We start from the raw sequence: 21,786 nt of genomic DNA, 5'->3' as shown, positions 1-21,786 counted from the left end.
AGCGGAATGTTTTCGAACCAATTCATGCCTATAATCAAAAATTTGTCCGAAATGCGACAGGACAGCCGATTATTCAGACCCTCAATTTCCTTGCGTCAGTAATTGATGAATTAGCTCCTCTGAGCGCCATTTGTCGCCCAGTTTCCAACTCAGATAACCATAAATGAAGTCCAAGAATGAAATTTTTGATTCCATCATTGCCTTTTCATACGCTGCTATATTTGGGAAGTACGATAATGGTGGAATGTTGTAGTTCATGAAGTATTCGGTAATTAGTTCCTTTAATGTAACCTTTCCAGCTCTCAATAGCGGAGCAATTTCAATTAACGCATCTACATTTATTACAATTAAAGGTGCCACATTCGCAGTGTCTAACCCTTCTTCTTTTAGCTTTGATAGCTCTCTCAGATAGTAAAAGTTCAACACCTCGTTTAGCCCGGGAGTATCAAACATCCTGTCATGGGTAACCAAAATCGGGTAAATTTTAACTTCTTTGGAGTGATACTCTTGGTCTACTGGATGCGCCAATGTTAGAGTTCTTCGGATATTATTGATTAATTGTCCTATCCCCACTGCCCGAGAAGACTTAACTAAAAATTTTACCTTCAATTCGTTTATAAGCTTCTGGAAATCGTAAGATTGTTTTATACTAGCATTCAGGAGAACGTCTTTGCTTTCAAATAGAAATATATCGTTTCCCAACCTTAAATATGCATCCGGGGCACCGTCTATACCAAAATCTCTGTCGAACTTTAAAATCTTACTTGCAGGGAAAGAATATTCAAGTAGCCACGTAAAGCAAGCAGCCTCTGAAAAATTGGTTGTGTACCAACTTCTAAATTCGGAGAATATGATTTTTCCATCCTTTTTATTCAGTTCATTAAATAAGAAGTATAGCCCTTTATAAAGCTTATCGGAAATAAATAGAGGGTGAATTATCCTATATTCAGTTTCACTCAGAGGGATTAGCGGTTTTCCTCTTAATTCTTTATAATCTTGATCGACTTCTTGACTGTAATCAGTCAAAGCAAATTTGGTAAGAAACGATTCATTTCTATCTAAATCAGAATTTCTTTCTAAGATAATATCAACCGAAGATGCATTTTTTCTCTCAGACCAGGCCATTATTACAGGTACAAACCTTTCATAGTACTCTTTCCAGTTTGCCACAGAATAGTGTTCACAAAACCTTTGCAATAGCGCTTTACCTTCGGCCGTGCTTTCTAGGAAGCGGAAAAGTATTAACGACTTGATTACTTGGCATGCGGTGTAGGTTTCAAAATGAAAGTTAACCAAATCAAAAGTTGGAAATTGATGATTTAGCAATAATGCTGATAGGTAAGTGTCGCCAGGAAACAGTTCTTTGATCTTAACAGTATCCTTCGTCTGATTGTAATCCAGGTTCCCGTTCAACATTAGCATAGCTATCATTAGATTCTGTTCAGAATCTAATTGAGACTTTGTATCTATCTTTTCCGTTGCGGCTAACTGCAAGCCTTTCTGCAAAATTTGCAAGCAGCTAATCGGATTCACGATTTTTAATTTTCTATTATTATCTAGCTCGTATTTTGCAATACGGTCAACCAAATCCTGTGCAAACTGTTCATTGCCAACTTGAAACCAGTTTGAAATGGTGTCGTGGGTGCTTTCTGTTTCACGAAATAGATCTTTCCCGATCAGATGCGTCACTATACGCATCAAGGTAGTTTGGCTAATGCCAGTCAAATAGTGCTCTAGCGTTTCTGGCTTACACTCGGGATAAATTATCGAAAGCTCTGCTAGTTGTTGTAACATAGTGCGTAAAGAATTGAATCGTCGTTAAGAAACGGATGTCGTACTACTGTGAATCAATTAGACACATGCTTTACATCATCTTGCTGATTTCGCTCAATGTTGAGTTTAGCACCCTTGGTACGCTACCGTCAATAAGATTAGCGTAGGATACCCAATTGCCTGTTAAAGCTTCTACAACAATGCAGTACCGGGCATCTATTTTATAGGATTTTGAATAGTTATGGATTAGAAATCTGTGAAGCATCTCACAAAACATACCAACTTCTTCAATGCGGTAGCCCCCAATTTTCGCGAGAAACCAAACTGCCCCAGCATTTTGTTCTGTTTTTGTTTTGAAGGTATAAACATGAGTGGGTTTTACCTGCACTTCAATACCCTTAACTGCTAGAACTGAATCGATGCCTGTTTGTTTAAGAAATGACAGTTTTACTCCCGGTCTCAGTGTTTTTTGGTCAATCTTTTTGTATTGTTCGAGAATTGTCACATTTTTTCTGTACATGTTTTTAGTAATAGATCGACTAGTATCGCCTATTCTTCCGTAAAGGTCCTCAATCTTGCTATCTATAAATCTAAGGTCATCCTCTTTAAACGAGTTTGCGATAGCGCTTATACTGCTAATCCAATAATCACCCCCGCCCTCAGTTGGGGTTTCGATTTTCGTGGATTTAATATTCTCGACGAATGTCTTTTTACCGCGTGCTGACTTTCGTCTGAAATCTACAAGCTTTTTAACAGATAATTTTCTCATAACCTGATAATTTTGAGTCTAGCATAAGAGTTTACTTTCAAAAGGATGCAAGGGTGTCTAACACTATTAGAGACGCGTTGTATGCGCCGCTTGCTATACTTAATAAATTCATGATTATTAGGGCTCTCAGGTACCGGGGACAGTTTCAAATGACAGTGAAGGTAGAGAAAGTTGATTTTTTAGAAACGCTTAGTTACTAACCATTGTGCATAAAAATCCGACTCAGTCATTCACCCTAAATTCATTAAAATGAGTAGAGTGAGGGCAAGGAGCGAGAATTTAACACGGATGCAACCTTGGTCTCTGGTCACGAAACGCTATATGAATATCGAGCAGATAGTTCTATGGCCCGAAGGAATGGACTCTAAAATCCCAACCTTTTCGGTTAGGTTTAGATTGTCGGAATCGAACCTTCAATTTCTTGATAACGAAAGATCTGTAAAATGGATTTATTCGTCTAAAACGACAAAACCCGCTCTTAGAGCGGGTTCCACTTTTCTTGTGCCCAGTAGCGGAATATTTTCGAACCAGTTCATGCAGATAATCAGTGGGTTATCTCCATGTCCGAATAGTATTACTGTGCCTTACTGCGAAGCCTTAAAAGAATCAGGTAAGGCGCTCCCACCATTGCCTAATTTTTGAATAAGTGATGTCTTTCCAGATATCGGCTTCGGCTTAGCGGTTTTTGCCAAGGATATTTCAGGCGAAAGAGCGGCTGGTTTGCCCATGATCTTTTGAGGTGGAAATGTTTTAATGCCGGGTTCCACATCGTAAAACGGACCATATGTAGCCCGTTGGCCGATATCCCACATTTCGGAAGGCTCGTCTGCTTCTTTGGGTTTGATGATATGGTTAAAAATGTCTATTACTTTTTGCTGCGGCATTTCGAGTCCTGCAGTGTTAATACCGCCTGTTTCTAACATTGCCAGATATCCTATCTTTCCCATTTTGAATGTATAATCAGGCCATTGTCGTGCTGCATATTCGTGTAGCCCAAATTGGCTGGCGTTCAAAATCAAAACTTTATTATCAACATCGATCAGTAGGTGATCTGAAGAAGGCGTTTCTCCTTCTTTGGGTAGTGACATGTCTGGTCTGGTCTTCAATACTGACACGGCAGCTTGGCCATAACAAATTACAGATTCGACAGTGGCATTATGGGACGCTACTACATGGATTTCCCCCTCGTCTTTAATTACAAACAGTCCATTCACCCACTCGTCGTCAATTGGATCGTATGTGATCATGTTGACATCCAGCACGTCCGGCTCGACAGGTTGTTGCTGCGCCACGCAGCCAATTTCCAGTAAAGGCTCGGCGTCATACATGTTATTGGCCAGATGGATTATTTGCCAGTCAGGCCATTTCTCCTGCAGCGCAGATTGGTAATAGCGCATAACAGAGGTCTCCATCTCCATGTGCCATGACCAGTAACCTAATATTTTCTTTTCTATATCGGCAATGACGAAAGCCTCCAGGAATATAGGATCTAGCAAATGTTCGTGAACATCACAGGTGCGTACGAAATCTAAAAAAATATGTTCCCCGAGATAAAGATCCGACTCTATTCTGGTAGCACTCCATTTGTTGTAATAGATATCTAGTTTTCTTCCGGTCTTGATGACGTAGTTGGCTCGATCCCCCATGTGATGTCTGTTGTAATTCAAATATACTCATTTGGATGAAGACGATTAAAGTAGCGGGGCCAAGTAATCGTTTTATTTAATTCTTCTCCGGGATTACGAGAAGCGGAATCGAACTTGTAATTGCATGGGAATAAAGCGTTAGTAAAGTGGGGTTGAATTGCGTGAAATAAAAAAACCCGCTCATAGAGCGGGTTTTGTCTTTGGTGCCCAGAACTGGATTCGAACCAGCACACCCTTGCGAGCGCTGCGACCTGAACACAGTGCGTCTACCAATTTCGCCATCTGGGCAGCAACTGATTTTGTGTCAGGGAGTGCAAAGGTAAGAAGTTGAAAATAAATTCCAAATTTTTCTTTCTCATCAATAAAAATTCTATTTTTTCTGATGAAATAAACGGACCAATACCACCAAATGCGCCAGCAATACTAACGGCACCACACAGCCCGGCAACCAGACATAAGGAAATTGTAACACCGCCACATTCGGCTGCTCAAAACCGAGACGCTGAAATGGTGTAGGCGCAGACAACACCGCCCTTACCACAATGTTCGCCAGCAATGCCAGGCAAACAACATTCCAGGCCACTACTACGCCCCGATGCAAGCGGGGTTTTACAAATCCATAATACCATATAAATGGAGCGGTAACACCCGAAATAATATCGAAATTGTTCCCCTCGAATGTCATATTCGCAGGCACTTTACCTTGCAAATAAAGCTGATGTAATACAAGCTCCACGGGTATACGAACAATGTGCAACAAGGTTAACGCTGCCAGGCTGAAACGAGATTTGTAACTACTCACTAAAAGGTAAATTACAGCGGCCAGCGGAGGCAATACCAGTAACAGGAAACGTGGGGGCATCACCGCTGTATTTTCATAAAAACCCGTAAAGGCTACACCTGCCTGCAACAAAAGCCAGGCGATGAGTAATATGACTACAGGACGGTGAAAGTTAGCGGCGCGATAAAACAAATATACAGCTAACAGGGTGGTCGCTATAAAAAGAAGACTGGTAAAGTTCATAATATCATAAAGTAAAAAAAAGGCCCTGCCGGTTAGCAGAGCCTTTCCAATATTTAAGCCGTTACTGTTTTAATAACTCCCCTGAAGAAGCCCGCCGACTCTGCAATGCCTGGCAGCGGATCACTCATGTCTTTTTCATATTCAATAGCACAGATACCCTGGTATTTAATCTTTTCCAACGACTTGATCAGGCCGGCGAAGTCGATTACACCACGGCCGATTTCAGTGGCTTTGCCGTCTTTAGAACCTACGGTTACGTCTTTAATATGCAGATCGAAGATTTTGTCTTTGTATTCGCGGATGGCCTTACCTGGCTCCTCTCCTGCCCTCATGGCATGCCCGATATCGATACACAGGCCCAAACGCGCGTCCCTGTTCCTTAAAAGACCTATTACGTTTGCGGGACCGGGATACAGCTTATCTTCCGGACCGTGATTATGTATGGCGAGTTTGATATCGTACTCTTTTACTTTTTTCTCGGTATAGTCCAACAGCTCGGGGTTAGGTACGCCTACGATCATCGGAACACCCACTCTTTTTGCATAAGCAAAAGCTTCGTCTACCGACTTTTCCGACTTCATATAGATAACACCTACTGCATACACGGTAATGCCTGCTGCAGCGAACTTACCTTTCACTTCGGCTATCTTTTCGTCTGAAGCGTTCAGTGGCAGGTGGATATCTTTAACGGAGATATACTTTATGCCTACTCTCTTCATCATGGCTATCGCCTGGTCCAGGTCGAACTTGGCAAATGTATAACCAGCCATCCCAACGTTGAGGGCGGTTTTCTTATCACCCTTTGCCTTAACGGAAGCCACAGCGGCCAAAGGAGCCACAGCGGTGGCAGCAACTCCCAGTGCAGACTGCAACAGGAAACTTCTTCTTGACGACATATTTCTTAAGTTTAATATTATGAACGGATCACATAGCGCTGTTATGGAACGTGGAATCATCCCGGCGCCACCGGACGATTTGTAAGATGGTGAATTTCCGGGATTTATTCAACTATAATTACTTAGGCGTTCGATTGCATTAAGTAGATTAGGATAAAATACCATTATAGACACCTCCTAAAAACGTGGTTACCAGTTTTTAGCACAGGGCGACCATTACTCGTGCGTTTAACAAAGCTATTTGCTTTTCTTACTATTTAAATCCGGTAGCCTTTTTGCCAGCTTGTCAAAATCGCTCTCGAAGTAATGATCCTGCCCAATACGAAATTTCTCAAATTCATCTTCTGCTAACTTCTTCGCTATTTCATGACGAACTGTACCTGCATCTTTCAACACGTTGTAATCGTTGAACTGTAGGAAGCCATCTAACTTAGACACCCAGTCGTTCATACTCATAGGCACCTGGCGCTTTGCCTGGTTTTCGGCATAATCGAGATACATAGTTACTACCCGGTTCAATTCGTCGATTTCCTGCTCGGCAAGATAGTTTTTGGCTATCGTTACATCAGATTTAAGAATTTTTCCGCCTGGCGCGTTTTTCCATGTGGTAAGTCCCAGGTTAGGCTTTCCGGCACTTATGCGGTTACTAATGATTTCGGCAGCCGTCTGCCCGGTTATGGCCCAATGCAACTTATTTTGAACGGTTTTATAGAACACCTGTGTGGTTTCCGCATCTTTATCATAATCAATACTACATTGTGCGTAGATGTCGGTGATCTTCTGGTAAAAACGGCGTTCACTTGCTCTTATCTCTCGAATGCGCTCCAGTAGTTCTTCAAAATAATCGTGGCCAAACTGTCTGCCCTACTTCATCCGCTGATCGTCCAGCACAAAACCCTTGATAATATACTCACGTAGCGTCCTGGTAGCCCAAATACGGAAACGGGTAGCCTCCTTACTATTCACACGGTAACCCACCGCGATAATTCCATCCAGGTTGTAAAACTCAACATCCCGGCTTACCTCGCGACTACCTTCAGTTTGAACTATCCGGAAATTCCGGATAGTTGCTTCCTGCTCCAATTCATTACTATGAAATATATTTTTTATGTGTTCGTTTACGGTACGCACATCTACCCCAAACAGGTCTGCCATTTTACGCTGCGATAACCAAAAGGTCTCATCTTCAAAAAACACTTCCATTTTACCGCTGCCTTCTGGTGTAGAATAAAGGAGAACCTGGATTTTTTCCATCTATAACAACATTTCGACTTATAAAATTTAATCCCATTGTAGAAGTATTCAAAAATAAACAAAGAAACCTGCACAGCAAGTTTCTTTGTTAGTTAAAATCGTAATATTTATTAGGGCTAATCGAGGTAGTATCCGTCCTTTAAAATATTAATAATCATATCATTACTATTATCTTACCACCAACTTCAACTTCTCCGGATCCAACACCGTCAGCACTTGGCGGATCATGTTGCCCTCCATTTCCAAGACCTGGCAAACCTTTAACTGCCCGTTTTCATAATAAAGGATAGCGGGTTGATGATTAATAACGGCCATCTGGGTGGTATAGTTGGTCTGGAAGGTTTTGTACACGTATTGCAGCAGTCCGGCCACTTTGCCTGCGCCCTCACAATGGCGCATTACCAGTTTCAGGTTCGGGCCGCCATCGGCGTAGAACGATACATCGGCGGTGAGCAGTTGCTCGAGGCGGGCCGCATCGCCGCTCTGGATGGCGGCAATATACTTTTCGATCAACTGGAAACCGTCGTCTTTACGGGGCAGTACACGGGGCTGCCTGCTTTGTTCCAGTTTGGCTTTGGCACGGTTCAGCAGTTTGCGGGAGTTATCGGTACTAATGGCCAACACCTCCCCTATTTCTTCATGCCTGTAAGAAAAGGCTTCTTTCAGGATAAATACAGCCCGTTCCTTCGCGTTCAACTGTTCGAGCAGCACGAGCATAGAGTACGAAACGATATCGCGGGAATGAAGGCCACTATCTGCTTGTTCGGTAGCCACCGGTTCGGGCAACCATACTTCTTCCGTACTCACTGCTTTTCTTTTATTTTTTAGATTGATGGATTGGTTGATCACGGCTTTTACCAGGTAACCTTTCTCATTTTCTATATCACTACGCGCTGCTGCTACGTAATTGCCGAGAACATCCTGGATCGCATCTTTAGCATCTTCGGCGGAGCCAAGTATGTTATATGCATACGGGAACAACTCCTGTTGATAATTTCTCATGTCAGCTTGATTAAAAGCAGTTGCCGGGTTTACCGGCAACTACCGTCAGTACTACTAATAGGCACCTGCCTTGTAATTACCCGCGGGGGTACGGAATGTTTTGTTGATGCGGTTCCAGGTATTGGTTAATGTTATCGCCAATGCAAGATCTGCAATTTCTGCGAGGGAGAAAAAGGCATTCAGCGATGTAAACAGTTGATCGTCTATATCCCGGCTGCTGGCGTGGGTTAGCGTTTCTGCGAACTCCAGGGCTATCCTTTCCTTTTCTGTGTAGTAAGGAAACTCGCGCCAGGCGGCGAGGCCGTGTAAACGGGATTCGGTTTCGCCTTTGGCAATGGCTTCTTTATGTCCCATATCAAGGCAAAAAGCGCAACCGTTAATTTGTGATATCCTGTAGTGCAGCAGTTCCAGTAACAATGGATCGAGGCCTGAACTTTTTACGTACATGCCGCTTTTCATTAAGCCGTCTGCAAAACCTTTGTTGGTGTCCTGAAAAGAAATTCTTGGTGTCATTGTATGTCCGTTTTAAATGTGTAGAAGATGTGTTACGGAATAATGACAAGGCTGGAAATAAAAACGTGACGGGAATCTGAAAAAAAAGAAAAATGGCTGCTCCTTTTAAAGAAACAGCCAATTTCTACCTCTGTATTTATACCCCTAAACCTTTTAATAAGGTGAATGTGTTTTATTTATTTAATAAATAATAAAAACCGGGCCAAAATGAATGTGCCCGATTGTCGTACAATTCAGCAGAAGAAGCCGCTTTTTAACTTCCTGATATTGGGGTGATGCAACAACAGTACTGTGGAAATCAATGCCTTTTCATATTATAATTATCATACAACTAACGTTGTAACCCATTGTCCTGAAAAAGTACGTGCTTTGCATCCGAAAATAAACCCTATTACCCATGAAAAACATGCTCGTTTGCATTAGCATCCTGCTAGTTGCAACCATTACGCTGACGACAGCTTGTAAAAAAGACAAAAAAACACAGACTGCTTACCAAAAGAATCTCCAACTGATTGTTGACAAAAACTGGAAGATTACCTTTAACGGCTTCGATGCAAACAACGACGGTATTCTCGATTACGATTTCCATTTTGGGAACGAGAACTCGATGGCTGATTGCATGATTGACGATCACTATATTTTTAAGGCCGACAGCACCATGTACATCAAAGCCCTTGGCGAAACCAACGGCTGCGGTAGCGATGGCGGCCCTTTTAACTGGTGCCTGACCAGGGACGGCAAAAAAGTATTTTATGCCAACGACACCAGCGAAATCATTGTATTGAACGACACCATGTTCCGCTTTAAGGTAACGGTGGATGGCGAACAGCTTTACACAGAATTCAGACGTTAAAATCAAACAAATACTTAAGAAGAGGGCTGCCATTCATAACGGCGGCCCTTTTTTATTGCAACCTTATGGCAGAGTATTTGTTATTTTTAATAAACATTTGACCGTTTAAGCGATGAAGTACCTGTTACATTTTTTTATGCCGGCAGTAATGCTGGCTGGTTGTCATAACCGTACTAAAAACTATCGTACGTATAGTGAGCTGTACGCTACCGATACCCTCGTCTTAAACCGTCCGCAAGTAACCGCCGAATCGATGATCATTCCCGGTAAATCGGCAGGACTTACCAATATCGGTGAAAACGCAGCAAGGGTAAACGAACGGCTGGGCCGTCCGGACAGCGGCGATGCTGCTATGGGCAAAGCGATTTCTATCTGGTATGCAGGCCACACTGAGGGCGACGACCTCATCGCTGTTTATACGGAGCGTAATATGGGTATAGATGATACCAGCCGTGTTAAAATGATACGTGTAACTTCACCTGGTTTTACTACCGCAGAAGGTATACATACCGGCCGCAATATTGCCGGTGTAAGGCAGCAATATAACATTATGCCGCAGGCAACATATACTGCGCACGGGCACCGCTATACCATTTTTTCCGCTAAGGGTATTTCCTTTGAAGTCAATGCCGACAGCGTTCTTACAGCCATTATTGTACACGAAGTAACGCGCCCGGCCAATTCCGGGTACATACCCTTCCATCCCAATGCCAAAAACTTACGCTAAAGCACTTCCAGTTGATCGCGGGTGGGTAATTTAGGGAAAGGCTGATGCGGTTCCGACTGGTACCAGAATACAACAGAAGAGATATCAGACTGTTGCTTCAGGTAACGGCCGCCGGAGCGCCAGCCCAAATCCTGGATGGTTACTTTCAGATCTTTATCGAACCGTATAGGGTCCATGATATGCCAGCGGTACATACCAAAACGCTGGCGTGCTTTATAAGTACCGTCAGGACGAATTACCTGGTGCAAACCGGCATAAGGTGTACAAAACTCTGTGTATTTGCCTGCCCGGTCAAAGTTGTAAGAACCACAGAAGTAATCTTCTGTGCCAGTACCGCAAATGGTCGGAAACTGTTTATCGCCATCCATGAAGAACTTAATCTCCCCTTCGCCCCACCAGCCATTGTTATTTACGCCCATTGCCATGTAAGTGCCTACATATTGACCTTTACCACGAATATTATCTACCAGCACGTAATCAGATGAAGTATCCGGCTTTGCCTGGCGGAACTGTGCATGAAAGTAGGCGGCATCGTCGGGAACCTCTGTGAGCGTATAGTCTACCTGGTAATACAGGGTCATTTGCTCTGTGTTGATGTTCTCCATTGTAATGCGGCATTTTTTACGGAACGGCATCATCCAGTAACAATTGAAAGCGCTGCCCGGATTTACGGTTACAGGCAGCGAGTTGAGCGGCGCATATTCATTAAAGCCCATCCCGAAAAAATCGCCCACGGGGCACTCCACCGATGGTTCCTTTTCATCGTCCCAATACACGCGTAATATGGAATAACGCCATACACCGGTGGGCGTCATCCATATATGCTGTATGGCGCCGGGGCCTGTTATTTCGGCCATAGTGAAGGTTTCGCCGGGTTTAATGATGACGAATGGGTTTACTTTCCAACCCTGGCCCAGATCGCGGGCAGCATTGGTAGCGTTAGCAGTGTTGGCAGGCGCATCCTTTTTCGGGATGGCCATTCCGCCCTTACCTTTTTCCCCGGTAAAGTTCTCGGGACTAATAGAGCGCGTTTGAGCATTGGACAAACGGTAAAGGTTACCAAGGTTCATATCAAGGCCATTAAAACTGCCTGCGCGCTGGGCAAATGCTTGTACCGCAAGGCAGCAAAGCAGCAGTGCGAACGGAATTTTTTTCATACATGACGTTTTGTGGGAACATTAAATTAATTTTTTAAACTGATAATATATCCCCCTTTGTCTTATTTCCCCCTTTAATTGGCGCAGCCGCCCCCCTCGCCCGCTGTAGAATGGCCGTAAATTTGGGGTACAACGTAATTCATCAACAAAACAAAAAGCCATGTTTAAAAACACCAAAGCATTCAGCGGATTTTCGGTAAGCGACCTCAAAGCGGCCAAAACCTTTTATGAAGATACCCTTGGCCTGAACGTAAAAGACGGCGATGATGGCATGCCCGTATTGGAGTTGCAGATAGAAGGCAGCAATAATGTACTATTATACGAAAAGCCCAACCATGAACCTGCCACTTACACGGTACTTAATTTCCCGGTAGATAATATTGAGAAAGCGGTAGATGAGTTAACTGCCAAAGGCGTTAAATTCCTGCAGTACGAAGGGGATATTAAAACAGATGAAAAAGGGATTTCACATAACGATGGACCGTTGATCGCCTGGTTTGAAGATCCGGCGGGGAACATTCTTTCGGTACTGGAAGTATAAAAGGCACAACCGGGGAAACCGGCTGTGCCTTTTAGTATGTTAACTTAAACGCAAATCAAATCGTTGCTCGGTGAGGGTTTTATCGAAACTCTCTGTCTCCTTTTCTTCGGTAAGCTCAAACCCGAACCGACGGTACAGGCCCGATGCGGCTTCCTGCTCTTTTGTGGTCCACAGGTAAGCAGATTTAAGGCCAGACTCCTGCAGGTAATCCATAAAGCCCTGCATGAGCTTTTTACCGAGCCCCATGCTCCGGTAGTCCGGCAGCAGGATAAAGTATCGTAGTTGTGCATGGTCGCCGCGGTGAAAGGCCATCAGGAAGCCTACCATTTTACCATTGTGTTCGCATATCCAAACACGGTGTTTGCCGGAGGCGTATTGTGCCGCGAACTCACCTAAACCTTCCAGCACATATCTTTCAAAATTAAAGCCGTAACCATTTTCTTTGCTGTAAATGATACCGTGCAGGTACGCCACGTAACCTAAGTCGCCGTGTTGTAATTCCGTACGTATCGTCACCACTTTTTCACTCATCTCTTCTGTTTTAAATCCTGTTCACCCATAACTCAGGCACCAGTCTGAAGCCTTTTTCAAACCGCTCTACATACGCCACTCCCGGAAATTCAATGTGCATACCGGCGACCAGCCAACGGTTGTCGGCCGCTTCTTCCAGCATGTTCCTGCGGGTTAAGGCCGCACCTACAGAGTCGCTGTCGGTGATGCTGCCCGCCATTGGTTCCACTCCCTGTACCGCCTGTAACTGCACCACATCGCCCCATATCAGCAGCTCGTCGCCGCCTTCGGTAATACGGAAGCCTGTGTGGCCGGGCGTATGACCATAGAGGGGAACAGCGGTAATACCGGGCAGGAGTTTCGCATCACCTTCAAAAAGACGGATATCGTGTTTATAAGGTGCTAACAGTTTCTCTGCGGTTTCTGCTGTTTTTTGCGCCGACCCCGGCAGGTGATGGTTACCTATCCAGTAATCGTACTCAATGCGATTGATCCATATCTTAGCGTTAGGATACAGCTTATTACCCTCATCGTCGGTAAGTCCGCCGATATGGTCGCTGTGCATATGGGTAATCAGTATCACTTCAATCTCTTCTGGTGTAACGCCGGCCATTGCCAGTGCATCTTTCACATGGCCCAGGCTGCCTACTCCATGGCAACCGTAACCCGAATCCACCAGTATCGGTTTATGGAACTCACTTTGAATAACAAAAGCGTTGATGGTAAGCAGCGGCTCCTCCGGACGGAGGGCTTTGCGCTGAAGGTTGGCCGTTTCGTAATGGCTAACGCCCTGCAGGAAATTCTTGTTCGCCTGGAAATACCCGTCATTCAACGTACTCACGATTTTCCTCCCCACTCTCCAATGCACCACACCGGGTAAATACTTGTAATCTGTTATCTTCCTCATAGCTGTTTAAGCATTAAACATGACCCCTCTTCCAGGGAATTAGGGCGAAAAGATACACAAAAACTTACGGACAGGCGAAAGGATTAGCTGTACAAACAGCAGAAAAGGTTGTTGATATCGTTCAAAAGCGGGCCTTTTTACTCCGTCCGCAAACTCCTAACCGGGTTGGTAAGTGCGGTACGAATGGTTTGCGTAATGACGAGTACAACGGTTATCAGCGCCAGGCAAACAAGCGTAAGTATAAAGGGCGTAGCATTAATATCGATGCGGTATACATAATCTTCGAGCCACTTTTGCATGAGCAGGTAAGCTACCGGGCAGGCAATTAAACCTGCTATAGCAACAATCCCCATCATCTCTTTTACAAAAAGTGACACAATGCCGCTTACAGAAGCACCCAGTACTTTACGGATGCCTATCTCCTTCGAGCGTTTATGTACGTTCAGGGAAATCACCCCTAAAACACCCAGTAACACAATCGCCATGGCCAATGCAGTAGCGATGTAGGCGGCCTGTTTCAGTTGCAACTCCGTTTGATAAACGCCGGCCAGCGTTTCGTCCATAAACTTATATTCGAAAGGCGTACCTGGCATTAACTCGTTCCATTTTTGCTGCACGGCGGCCAAAGCAGCGTGGGTATTACCGCCATTTAGTTTGAAAGAGAAGAAACGATAAATCGGAAAATTTCTTACATGTATGAATACCATAGGCTGAATGGCCTGCTGCATAGAGCTGAAGTGGAAGTCTTTCGTAACACCCGCCACTGTAAGCGGGTTGGGCACCGTTCTCAATTGTACCTGCCGGCCCACCGCATCAGTGGGCACCTTATAACCAAGGGCTTTGGCCAGTGTTTCATTGATCACAACGCGTGTACTATCACCCACCGCCGATTCCGAAAAGAAGCTGCCGCCCGCCATGGGAATGCTATATGTTTTTGCATATTGCTCATCGGCCACCAGCAACAGGGAACTAATGTCGCTACCCGCATCGCCGCCCGGTTTGGCGATGTTTACACTATTACCGTTATTACCGTCGGGTACTTCGAACGAGAAGCTTACACTCTTCACTGCAGGCACCATCGCGAATTGCGCACGTAGTGTTTCCATTTTCGATACACCTTCGGGCGTCCAGTTACGGGGCGCCTGGGCGGAAATGACGTATGATTTATCGTACCCTAAATTGCTGGAGAAAAACAACTGCACCTGCCTGGTAATAATGAACGCACCGATCAGCACCACTGCTGCTGTAAAAAACTGGAAACCCACCAACGACCTGCGAAGCCAGAGGTTCTCCTTCACTGTTTTCATCTTTCCTTTTAAAGAGTCTACCGATTTAAGAGAAGAGAGAATAAATGCGGGGTAGACACCTGCTATAAAGCCGGTAACGATCACGAGCAACAGTGGATACAGTATGAAGTAGAGCGGGAAGCTGGTAAGGGCGGGCAAGGGATTGTTAAGCACCTTGCTGAACAACGGCCGCAAAGCCGGGTATAAACAGATAGCGATCAATGCCGAAAAAGCCACCAGTATAGTCGATTCCACCAGGAACTGCAGGATGAGCTGGCGTTTCAGACCTCCCATCACCTTACGCACTCCTATTTCTTTTAACCGGGAAGACGAACGCGCTACAGACATGTTCACGAAATTCACCATCGCCATTAACAGGATGAACAATGCAACGGCGGATAAGGTGTACAACATTCTTTTCACCAGCGCATTATTACGTTCCATGTAGTGCGTTTTCAATTGCACCGGTACCACGGTCATGTTATCAGCTATCTGCGGAGGGGCATTGGTTTTGATAATCTCCCTGATGGGGTTTTCCAGGCTGGCTGCGGTAACGCCGGGTTGCAGTTCTATAAAACTGGCTATGTAAGGACTGTTCCAGGTTTCGAACGCCCTCCCGAAAATGGGGATGGAAGAAGCAGGTAGATAAAGCCCGGTATGTTTAAGTCCGTTCAGGTGCGTGATCGTATTTTCATCGGGACTACGCATTACGCCGGTGATCATGTAATCGTAATGCTGTCCGGCGAAGTTTTCGAGATTTAAGGTTTGGCCGGTCACATCGGTTTTACCGAAGTATTTATTCGCTACATCTTCCGTAATCACGATGGTAAAAGGTTCGTTCAGCGCGGTGGCGGCATTACCATGCAACAGTTTAAAACCGTACATATTAAGAAACGTGCTATCGCCAATCTGCAGGCTCTCGCGGAAACTCTTTTCACCTTTGGACACGTTGGTACTCACTCCATCCCAACGATAGTAGTTCTTTACCAGTGTTGGATAATTATCTTTCAAAGCTTTGGCAAGATTACCTACTGTGGCAAATTCATACCCCATATTCGGATCTTTCCATTTGCTGTGCAGTATGTATTGCTGGCTGGCATTATTGAGCCGGTTGTTGACCTGCAACTCGTTCCATACATATGCCATAATCAGCATCGTAAAGGCGAGTCCGGACGATAAGCCCAGCACGTTCAACAGGGAATAAAAACGGCTTTTAAGAATGTTTCTCCAGGCGATCTTTATGTAATTCCGCAGCATACAGAAAGGTATTTTAAATAATATCTTCCCTCAGGCACCAAAGGCAATGCCGTATTACCTGTCACTGATAATTAACGAGTTACGGCTTGATTTTTCCTTCAATTGTCCGCTTTCGGTACAATGGCTGTCCGTAAATGTTTAGCCGAACACTTTTACTTCCGTGCCAATACCCACGATTACCTGGTGAGCCAGACCGATGAACAAACCATGCTCCACCACCCCTACAATGCCGTTAAGGGCGTTGGATAAAGCAACAGGATCTTCTATCTTCTTAAAATCCACATCAATGATCAGGTTACCTTCGTCTGTAATAAAAGGTGTGCCGTTCATTTGGCGGATCGCCCCGGCGCCATTGAGTTTGGCTATTTCGCTCATCACATAACGCGAAGCGAAGGGAATAACTTCTACCGGTAATTTAAACTTACCCAGGAACTCCACCTTTTTGGACGAATCTGCAATAATGATCTGTGTGATCGTTTTAGACGCTACGATCTTTTCCTTCAGCAACGCGCCGCCACCACCTTTGATCAGGTACAGCTGCTCCGTAAACTCATCTGCCCCGTCGATCGTAACATCTATCTGGTCAACGGAATTAATATCAATCAGCGGGATGCCCAGCTCCTCCGCCATCGCAGCTGTACTGTCCGAAGTAGGAATACCTTTAACAGCCAGCCCCTGCTTCACCAGCGCCGCAATGGCTTTTACCGCAAATTCCGCCGTAGAACCGGTACCCAGTCCAACGACATCACCGTCTTTCACCAGTTTTACCGCGGCCTCGGCGGCTATTCTCTTTTCCGAAACTAAATCTACCGGCATGTATTGTGTTTTAATTGAAAACCGAATGTACATAAAAAAGCATATCCCGCTACGGCTAACCGCAACGGGATATGCTCATAAACGTTGTACTATTTATCGCTGATCACGAAGTTGAACTTCGCTTTCGTATTTGGATTGATAGCAGTGAAGTTGATTCGGTAGATATTGTCGCCCCATTTCTGCTTAATACCTTCGTCTTCCATAGCAGTTAAAGCTATCTTCTCCACATTGGCGCCGAATTGTTTTTCAGCGTAATGCACATAGAAGTTTTTCTCCTCCCCTTTATCAGACTTCCATTTGATCAGCACTTTGCCCGGCGATACCAGCACGGCCGGGTAACAGGTCATCAGGTGTTCAATTACAGCGCCGCCGCTTTTCAATTGCACATCATCGGTTACCTGTACATTTTTGCCTTTATTAAAACGTACGGTACGTTGCCATTTTTCAATATTGGCGGCAGTGGGATAAGCGGCGCTAATGTCCAGCGATAGCTGGCTGTAACCATTTCCTTTGTTATAAGTCACGTTGCCGGCCTTAAACTTCGCGCCCGGTGATTGTGTAACACCGTTTACGGTTGGCAGGTTGTGATAGTCCGAGCGATTATACCAGATATCGTAACGTTTGTCGGAAAAGGTTTTGGCGGTGTAGGTACCACGGCCCACGTCGATCAGTAAGGGCAGGCCGTTGTAGTATACGACGTAGCTGCCTATATCGTTGTGGTTATGACTTTCATCGTTGTGCCCACCCTTAGCGGCTACAAAATAGCCGTCGGTAGTACCCGCTTTATCGCGCGCCGCCATTACCTGTAAGTCCGGCAGCCAGGTGTCGGCTGGTAAGGGCAGGCCTTTGGCAGCTTTGTTAAACTCATCCTGCATAAACATTTCGAACAGGTTGCGGAAAAAGTGGTAGCGGCTTAGCTTACCATTATCTTTTTTATCGAGATAAAAAGCGCCGAAACGCATCATATCTGCATCCTTAATATCCTTACCATAACGGTAAATCATACTGGCCGCCATACCTGGTTGCGGATCGGCATCGGCAAAGTTCAGGAAGTACCGCTGACTGATTTGTGCGCGGTAAATAAACCGGCCCATGTTTTTCACCTTTTCATCTTCAAAAACGTAATTAAACGCATTATTCGAAGCCAGGTTTAACATAGCGATGTTATCATACAGCGAAGCGGCGGCAGCGCCCCAGTAACTCGGGCCTTCATCGCAACCACCATCCTGCGGATAAGGATTCAGGAAGTTATCCAGCGTTTGCAGGAGTTTGTATACAGAAGCCGTACGTTTTGCATCATCCTTTTCCAGTAACAGCACCGCGTTCAGCCAGTTGGAACAAATCCAGGGGTTCCAGTTATTGGGCGGGCGACCCTGTGCGTTAGCGGCCATCCAGCCCTGGGGTTTGGTCATCACCGGTTGAAAGATGCGTGTGTTTACTTCATGGTAAATACGTTTGCGCACCTGTAGCGAAACAGCATCGAGCTTATCGCCCACGAAGTAGTCGGTCCAGGCGAGCAGCGTGGCCGTTTCGGCGGAAAACAGTTCTACGAACGGCTGCGCCACATCCGGTAAACCCGAGTAAGGTTTGTTGCGGGAAAGATGTGCAGAAGCGCCCCAGAACGATTCCTCGCAAATAGCCCAAACGCCGTTGATGATATCGTCCGTAAAACGTCCTTTATCTTCGAACACTTCGGCCATCAGCAGGTAACCCAGCGCTTCGCGTTTAATGTTGGCAATGTCCTGGTATTCGGTGCGGTTACCATTACGTACGATCAGCAGCGACTTCGTGGCTGGTATGCCAGGCCAGGTGAAGTTCAGGAAGCTCTCCGCCTTTTTAATGATGGCGGCTTTGGTAGCTGCATCGGCCTTTGCCCAACCTGCTTTATCTGCAGTATGGGGAAAGGGCGTCCATTGGGCTTGTGGCACCAGTAGTTTCCCCAAAGCTGCTTCGGAGTACCTGCCACTCAATAAATTTTGTTGGGCAGATGCGGCCACTCCGCATACAATAAACCCTATCAATAATAAAAAACTGCGCATAATCTGCTTTTAATAGATCCGGACAAATATATCCGTATCCCGTGATTCATTTACCCCGTTCATCAAATGCTAATACACCCAGCCCACCAGTTCCAGCATCGGATTATAGAAATCATTGTACTTGTTCCAGAGCGGCGACAGGTCCAGCTGCGGATACTTCCTTTTCGCCATCATGGCCAGTTCCAGGTAACCGTTACTGTCCATATGTTTAATCTGTTCGTGCTTCCATTCTTCCTTCCCTGTGGCGAAAGGCAGCAACCAGGTAAAAGCTTTCTCAATCGATTTACCAGAACTGGTTTTATACTTCCAGAGATCCGTTTTCACCTGCTCTGCCAGCAGCGCCAGTTCGAAAAAGGCCTTCAGGTTCATTTGCGAATAGTTCCAGGAAAGCGTGCGGGCCAGTTCGTGCGGCTGACTCCCATCTTCCTTTAACTGGCTCTCGATACGCGCTTTTGTTTGTTCCTCGATTATCTGTTTCGCCAGTTGTTTTTGCCCGGTAAACAATGCAATAGATACCGTTTGCACATCGTACCACGTGCCGTGGTTGTTATGCTCATCAGCCTCGTCGAGACCAATGGGGCTTGTACGCATCCAGTTCAGATAGGCTTTAAACCAATCCTGTATAGCCGCATAATCCCTTTCAGGGAACGATTTCGAAGCTTTCAGCAACTGCATGCCATCGATCAGTTTATCCAGGTTGCGCGTATCTATCAATCCAATACCCCTGCCATCAGTAATTCCCGGTATGGCCTGACCATAATTCAGGTTCGGGTTCATACGGGTGGCGGTATCGATGTACCAGGTACGGAGCAGTTTAACGGCATGGCGGGCATAGGCCTCGTTGCCTGTAAAGTACCAGGTAATGGCGAGGGTGTATACATCGTGGTTCAGCGCGTTCTGGTAATCGGCATCACGGATGGAGTAACGTTCCGGGTTTACCTGCCCGTCCTTACGTTTATAAGGCAGACCGTTGGGCTTAGTAGAGTCGGGCCACCAGTAAGGGCCCACACTCATGTAATCGTGTTTACTTCCACTGGGCGGCGTTTTGCTTTTGTACGTCACCGAATAAGGGCCACGGGTGAGCAGCGTATCGCTTTCTGTTACCAGTTGCGCAAGTGCTTTTTTTGCGGCGGCATCGTTGGCAGCCAGTTTCCTTTTACTTTCCTGCAATACGTTCCGTTGCAATAAAAAGGTTTCCTGTGCGTGCGCCTGCATGGCTGCAGTTAAACATATCAATATAAAAAGTCGTTTCATCCTGCTTATTTTATGGCATCAAAATGGTTTTCGTTTCACTTAACAGGCACCCATGATGTGTCTAAATATAAAAAATAACAGGAGCTATTATAAAACAGCCCCTGTTCATGCATCCTTTCACTCATTTACATTGCATAGCGCTTAATGCTGATCGTCGCGCTTTTTGCTGCATTATCCACCTTATTTATGTAGATATAAGCCCTGTATTTACCGTCTGCCGTTTCCACCCACAGGCCAGCTTCCGCTTTCATATTGATAGCGAAGTTTGGCGCATCCTTAAAATCCTTTTTCTGGAAGTCGACATCATCTACATACACATTGTACGCAGCGCGGGAAAGCTGGAAGTCACGGAGGTTCCAGGCTTTTACCAGTTTACTGTTATTGGTGATACCGGCAGGAATTACGGCCCCCTGCAGGTATTGCGCTTCTGTTACAGGCGCCACCAGCGAGTGGTTGTACGTGGCATTGGTTAAGACCCTGTAAATATATACCAGGTCGATATTGGTGGCTTTAGGGCCAGCTTCGGCGGCGGTATAAACAGCCATATCTGCAATCGAAATGAAACACCTGTTGGCATCTGTTACCACCAGGTCTAATTTCATATCCATTTTAGATACGTTGTACGGCCCCATTTTGTACGTCACTTTACTACCATCGCTGCTTAACGCGCTGAAAGTGAAGCTCACCGGTTTACCGCGTGCATCTTCGGGCACAGTATAAAAGTAACGGAGGGTAGATGCGGATGTATCTTTTGTAAAATCTACTTTAGTAACACTACCTGTATTTACAGAAGGGTTACCAACAGGCACCCCCACGTCTACACCGCTGCCATTGGTGTAAAACGACCTGTACTCAAGGTAAGTGGCCGCTGCGCCCGGAATGGTGGCTTCTACCTGTGCGGAACTCAGTTTACCTTTTGCTGCCGGCAATGCCATGGCATAGGTAAATTCAATGTTCGTTCCAACGATGTTTGGCCCCATCGACCGTTTTATCACATCGTTCTGCAGTGCGTCCTTGGGTGTAGGTAAGGCATAATCGTCTTCCTTACAACCTTCGAAAACCAGCATTAACGAACATGCGATGGCTATATATCTGGATGTTCTGTTTAACATGTTTCAAAATTTAAAAGGTTCTCTATTGCTTTACCGTAACGTTAATCGTGTAGGTATTGCGCACTTTACGGTTACCCGATACCACGGTGTATTTACGTGGATTAGTCAGATCCGAAAAGTCGGTTTTGCCCACTATCTTAGGGTCCAGCTTACAATCGGAAGCCAGGCTAAATACAGGGTACACGTTTTTAAGATCAGTACCGAACAATACCTGGATGTTTACGATACGGGCGGCGGTATCTACTATGGTATTGCCTACCCTCACCGTTTGCTGGTCGGACGAAAGCAGGTCGAAGTCGGTTACAAAACATTCGGTACGCCTGGTAATCAGCAAACCGTCTTCGTCTACCGGATATTCCTTTTTACAGCTGTTAAACGCAAACACAGCGATAATAAGCAGCGTGGATATTGATAAAATCTTTTTCATCATTCAATAATTTAAGTTCCTGA

General features: G+C 45.4%; 19 protein-coding genes, 1 tRNA gene and 1 pseudogene. 3 read left to right on the top strand and 18 right to left on the bottom strand.

What is annotated here, in order from left to right; genetic code table 11:
- Positions 1-81 precede the first annotated feature (81 nt).
- From QZT80_RS25775 to QZT80_RS25735, 9 genes and pseudogenes are all read right to left on the bottom strand, one after another.
- Positions 82-1,794 carry a hypothetical protein gene (locus QZT80_RS25775; RefSeq protein ID WP_295129101.1) on the bottom strand — a complete coding sequence of 571 codons (1,713 nt, stop codon included), beginning with the start codon at positions 1,792-1,794 and terminating at the stop codon, positions 82-84.
- A gap of 70 nt (positions 1,795-1,864) precedes the next feature.
- Positions 1,865-2,542 carry a hypothetical protein gene (locus QZT80_RS25770; RefSeq protein WP_295129099.1) on the bottom strand — a complete coding sequence of 226 codons (678 nt, stop codon included), beginning with the start codon at positions 2,540-2,542 and terminating at the stop codon, positions 1,865-1,867.
- Positions 2,543-3,126: 584 nt separating this feature from the next.
- On the bottom strand, positions 3,127-4,209 hold the full coding sequence (locus tag QZT80_RS25765) for a hypothetical protein (RefSeq protein ID WP_295129097.1): 1,083 nt from the start codon (positions 4,207-4,209) through the stop codon (positions 3,127-3,129).
- 180 nt (positions 4,210-4,389) lie between these two features.
- Positions 4,390-4,476 (bottom strand) — tRNA-Leu (locus tag QZT80_RS25760).
- Positions 4,477-4,558: 82 nt separating this feature from the next.
- A complete protein-coding gene (locus QZT80_RS25755; protein ID WP_295129095.1) occupies positions 4,559-5,212 on the bottom strand; it encodes a hypothetical protein in 654 nt (217 codons plus the stop codon).
- 53 nt (positions 5,213-5,265) lie between these two features.
- Positions 5,266-6,108 carry a sugar phosphate isomerase/epimerase gene (locus QZT80_RS25750; protein WP_295129093.1) on the bottom strand — a complete coding sequence of 281 codons (843 nt, stop codon included), beginning with the start codon at positions 6,106-6,108 and terminating at the stop codon, positions 5,266-5,268.
- A gap of 237 nt (positions 6,109-6,345) precedes the next feature.
- Positions 6,346-7,263 (bottom strand): annotated as a pseudogene (locus tag QZT80_RS25745) (virulence RhuM family protein).
- Between the two features lie 267 nt (positions 7,264-7,530).
- Positions 7,531-8,364, bottom strand: a complete 834-nt coding sequence (locus QZT80_RS25740; protein ID WP_295129091.1) for a sigma-70 family RNA polymerase sigma factor — start codon at positions 8,362-8,364, stop codon at positions 7,531-7,533.
- A 54-nt stretch (positions 8,365-8,418) separates the two neighbouring features.
- Positions 8,419-8,877: a carboxymuconolactone decarboxylase family protein gene (locus tag QZT80_RS25735; protein ID WP_295129089.1), complete on the bottom strand. Its 459-nt coding sequence runs from the start codon at positions 8,875-8,877 to the stop codon at positions 8,419-8,421.
- 397 nt (positions 8,878-9,274) lie between these two features.
- Between QZT80_RS25735 and QZT80_RS25730 the strand changes: the two genes are divergently transcribed.
- A complete protein-coding gene (locus tag QZT80_RS25730) occupies positions 9,275-9,730 on the top strand; it encodes a hypothetical protein (protein WP_295129087.1) in 456 nt (151 codons plus the stop codon).
- A 112-nt stretch (positions 9,731-9,842) separates the two neighbouring features.
- A complete protein-coding gene (locus QZT80_RS25725) occupies positions 9,843-10,457 on the top strand; it encodes a hypothetical protein (RefSeq protein WP_295129085.1) in 615 nt (204 codons plus the stop codon).
- Here QZT80_RS25725 and QZT80_RS25720 read toward each other — a convergent pair.
- Positions 10,454-11,614: a glycoside hydrolase family 172 protein gene (locus QZT80_RS25720; protein WP_295129083.1), complete on the bottom strand. Its 1,161-nt coding sequence runs from the start codon at positions 11,612-11,614 to the stop codon at positions 10,454-10,456. The two genes, QZT80_RS25725 and QZT80_RS25720, sit on opposite strands and share 4 nt — an antisense overlap.
- A gap of 160 nt (positions 11,615-11,774) precedes the next feature.
- Between QZT80_RS25720 and QZT80_RS25715 the strand changes: the two genes are divergently transcribed.
- Positions 11,775-12,155 carry a VOC family protein gene (locus QZT80_RS25715; RefSeq protein ID WP_295129081.1) on the top strand — a complete coding sequence of 127 codons (381 nt, stop codon included), beginning with the start codon at positions 11,775-11,777 and terminating at the stop codon, positions 12,153-12,155.
- Positions 12,156-12,194: 39 nt separating this feature from the next.
- Here QZT80_RS25715 and QZT80_RS25710 read toward each other — a convergent pair whose 3' ends face one another.
- The 8 genes from QZT80_RS25710 to QZT80_RS25675 all read right to left on the bottom strand — a co-directional run bounded on the left by QZT80_RS25710 (position 12,195) and on the right by QZT80_RS25675 (position 21,766).
- Positions 12,195-12,686, bottom strand: a complete 492-nt coding sequence (locus QZT80_RS25710) for a GNAT family N-acetyltransferase (RefSeq protein ID WP_295129079.1) — start codon at positions 12,684-12,686, stop codon at positions 12,195-12,197.
- A gap of 10 nt (positions 12,687-12,696) precedes the next feature.
- Entirely contained in the window at positions 12,697-13,572 is an 876-nt protein-coding gene (locus tag QZT80_RS25705; RefSeq protein ID WP_295129077.1) for an MBL fold metallo-hydrolase, read from the bottom strand.
- Positions 13,573-13,709: 137 nt separating this feature from the next.
- Positions 13,710-16,115 (bottom strand): ABC transporter permease, encoded by a 2,406-nt coding sequence (locus QZT80_RS25700; RefSeq protein ID WP_295129075.1) that lies wholly within the window; start codon positions 16,113-16,115, stop codon positions 13,710-13,712.
- Between the two features lie 138 nt (positions 16,116-16,253).
- Entirely contained in the window at positions 16,254-16,931 is a 678-nt protein-coding gene (gene rpiA / locus QZT80_RS25695; RefSeq protein ID WP_295129073.1) for a ribose-5-phosphate isomerase RpiA, read from the bottom strand.
- 89 nt (positions 16,932-17,020) lie between these two features.
- Complete coding sequence (locus QZT80_RS25690; RefSeq protein ID WP_295129071.1) at positions 17,021-18,970, bottom strand: heparinase II/III family protein; 1,950 nt, start codon at positions 18,968-18,970, stop codon at positions 17,021-17,023.
- Positions 18,971-19,039: 69 nt separating this feature from the next.
- Complete coding sequence (locus QZT80_RS25685; RefSeq protein ID WP_295129069.1) at positions 19,040-20,224, bottom strand: alginate lyase family protein; 1,185 nt, start codon at positions 20,222-20,224, stop codon at positions 19,040-19,042.
- A 125-nt stretch (positions 20,225-20,349) separates the two neighbouring features.
- Positions 20,350-21,336, bottom strand: a complete 987-nt coding sequence (locus tag QZT80_RS25680; RefSeq protein WP_295129067.1) for a DUF4466 family protein — start codon at positions 21,334-21,336, stop codon at positions 20,350-20,352.
- Positions 21,337-21,358: 22 nt separating this feature from the next.
- On the bottom strand, positions 21,359-21,766 hold the full coding sequence (locus QZT80_RS25675; RefSeq protein ID WP_295129065.1) for a hypothetical protein: 408 nt from the start codon (positions 21,764-21,766) through the stop codon (positions 21,359-21,361).
- Between the last annotated feature and the right edge of the window lie 20 nt (positions 21,767-21,786).

The organism is uncultured Chitinophaga sp., from assembly GCF_902168175.1.
Taxonomy (GTDB): Bacteria; Bacteroidota; Bacteroidia; order Chitinophagales; family Chitinophagaceae; genus Chitinophaga.
Note: the sequence above shows the minus strand (reverse complement) of the source record. Positions and strands in the feature narration are given on the sequence as shown.

Bases quoted from the DNA above. Each gene is read 5' to 3' on its own strand.
- QZT80_RS25735 (WP_295129089.1), bottom strand. From the start codon at position 8,877: ATGACACCAAGAATTTCTTTTCAGGACACCAACAAAGGTTTTGCAGAC.
- QZT80_RS25720 (WP_295129083.1), bottom strand. From the start codon at position 11,614: ATGAAAAAAATTCCGTTCGCACTGCTGCTTTGCTGCCTTGCGGTACAA.
- QZT80_RS25700 (WP_295129075.1), bottom strand. From the start codon at position 16,115: ATGCTGCGGAATTACATAAAGATCGCCTGGAGAAACATTCTTAAAAGC.
- QZT80_RS25755 (WP_295129095.1), bottom strand. From the start codon at position 5,212: ATGAACTTTACCAGTCTTCTTTTTATAGCGACCACCCTGTTAGCTGTA.
- QZT80_RS25730 (WP_295129087.1), top strand. From the start codon at position 9,275: ATGAAAAACATGCTCGTTTGCATTAGCATCCTGCTAGTTGCAACCATT.
- QZT80_RS25740 (WP_295129091.1), bottom strand. From the start codon at position 8,364: ATGAGAAATTATCAACAGGAGTTGTTCCCGTATGCATATAACATACTT.
- QZT80_RS25750 (WP_295129093.1), bottom strand. From the start codon at position 6,108: ATGTCGTCAAGAAGAAGTTTCCTGTTGCAGTCTGCACTGGGAGTTGCT.
- QZT80_RS25685 (WP_295129069.1), bottom strand. From the start codon at position 20,224: ATGAAACGACTTTTTATATTGATATGTTTAACTGCAGCCATGCAGGCG.
- rpiA (WP_295129073.1), bottom strand. From the start codon at position 16,931: ATGCCGGTAGATTTAGTTTCGGAAAAGAGAATAGCCGCCGAGGCCGCG.
- QZT80_RS25675 (WP_295129065.1), bottom strand. From the start codon at position 21,766: ATGATGAAAAAGATTTTATCAATATCCACGCTGCTTATTATCGCTGTG.
- QZT80_RS25710 (WP_295129079.1), bottom strand. From the start codon at position 12,686: ATGAGTGAAAAAGTGGTGACGATACGTACGGAATTACAACACGGCGAC.
- QZT80_RS25725 (WP_295129085.1), top strand. From the start codon at position 9,843: ATGAAGTACCTGTTACATTTTTTTATGCCGGCAGTAATGCTGGCTGGT.
- QZT80_RS25715 (WP_295129081.1), top strand. From the start codon at position 11,775: ATGTTTAAAAACACCAAAGCATTCAGCGGATTTTCGGTAAGCGACCTC.
- QZT80_RS25775 (WP_295129101.1), bottom strand. From the start codon at position 1,794: ATGTTACAACAACTAGCAGAGCTTTCGATAATTTATCCCGAGTGTAAG.
- QZT80_RS25770 (WP_295129099.1), bottom strand. From the start codon at position 2,542: ATGAGAAAATTATCTGTTAAAAAGCTTGTAGATTTCAGACGAAAGTCA.
- QZT80_RS25705 (WP_295129077.1), bottom strand. From the start codon at position 13,572: ATGAGGAAGATAACAGATTACAAGTATTTACCCGGTGTGGTGCATTGG.
- QZT80_RS25690 (WP_295129071.1), bottom strand. From the start codon at position 18,970: ATGCGCAGTTTTTTATTATTGATAGGGTTTATTGTATGCGGAGTGGCC.
- QZT80_RS25680 (WP_295129067.1), bottom strand. From the start codon at position 21,336: ATGTTAAACAGAACATCCAGATATATAGCCATCGCATGTTCGTTAATG.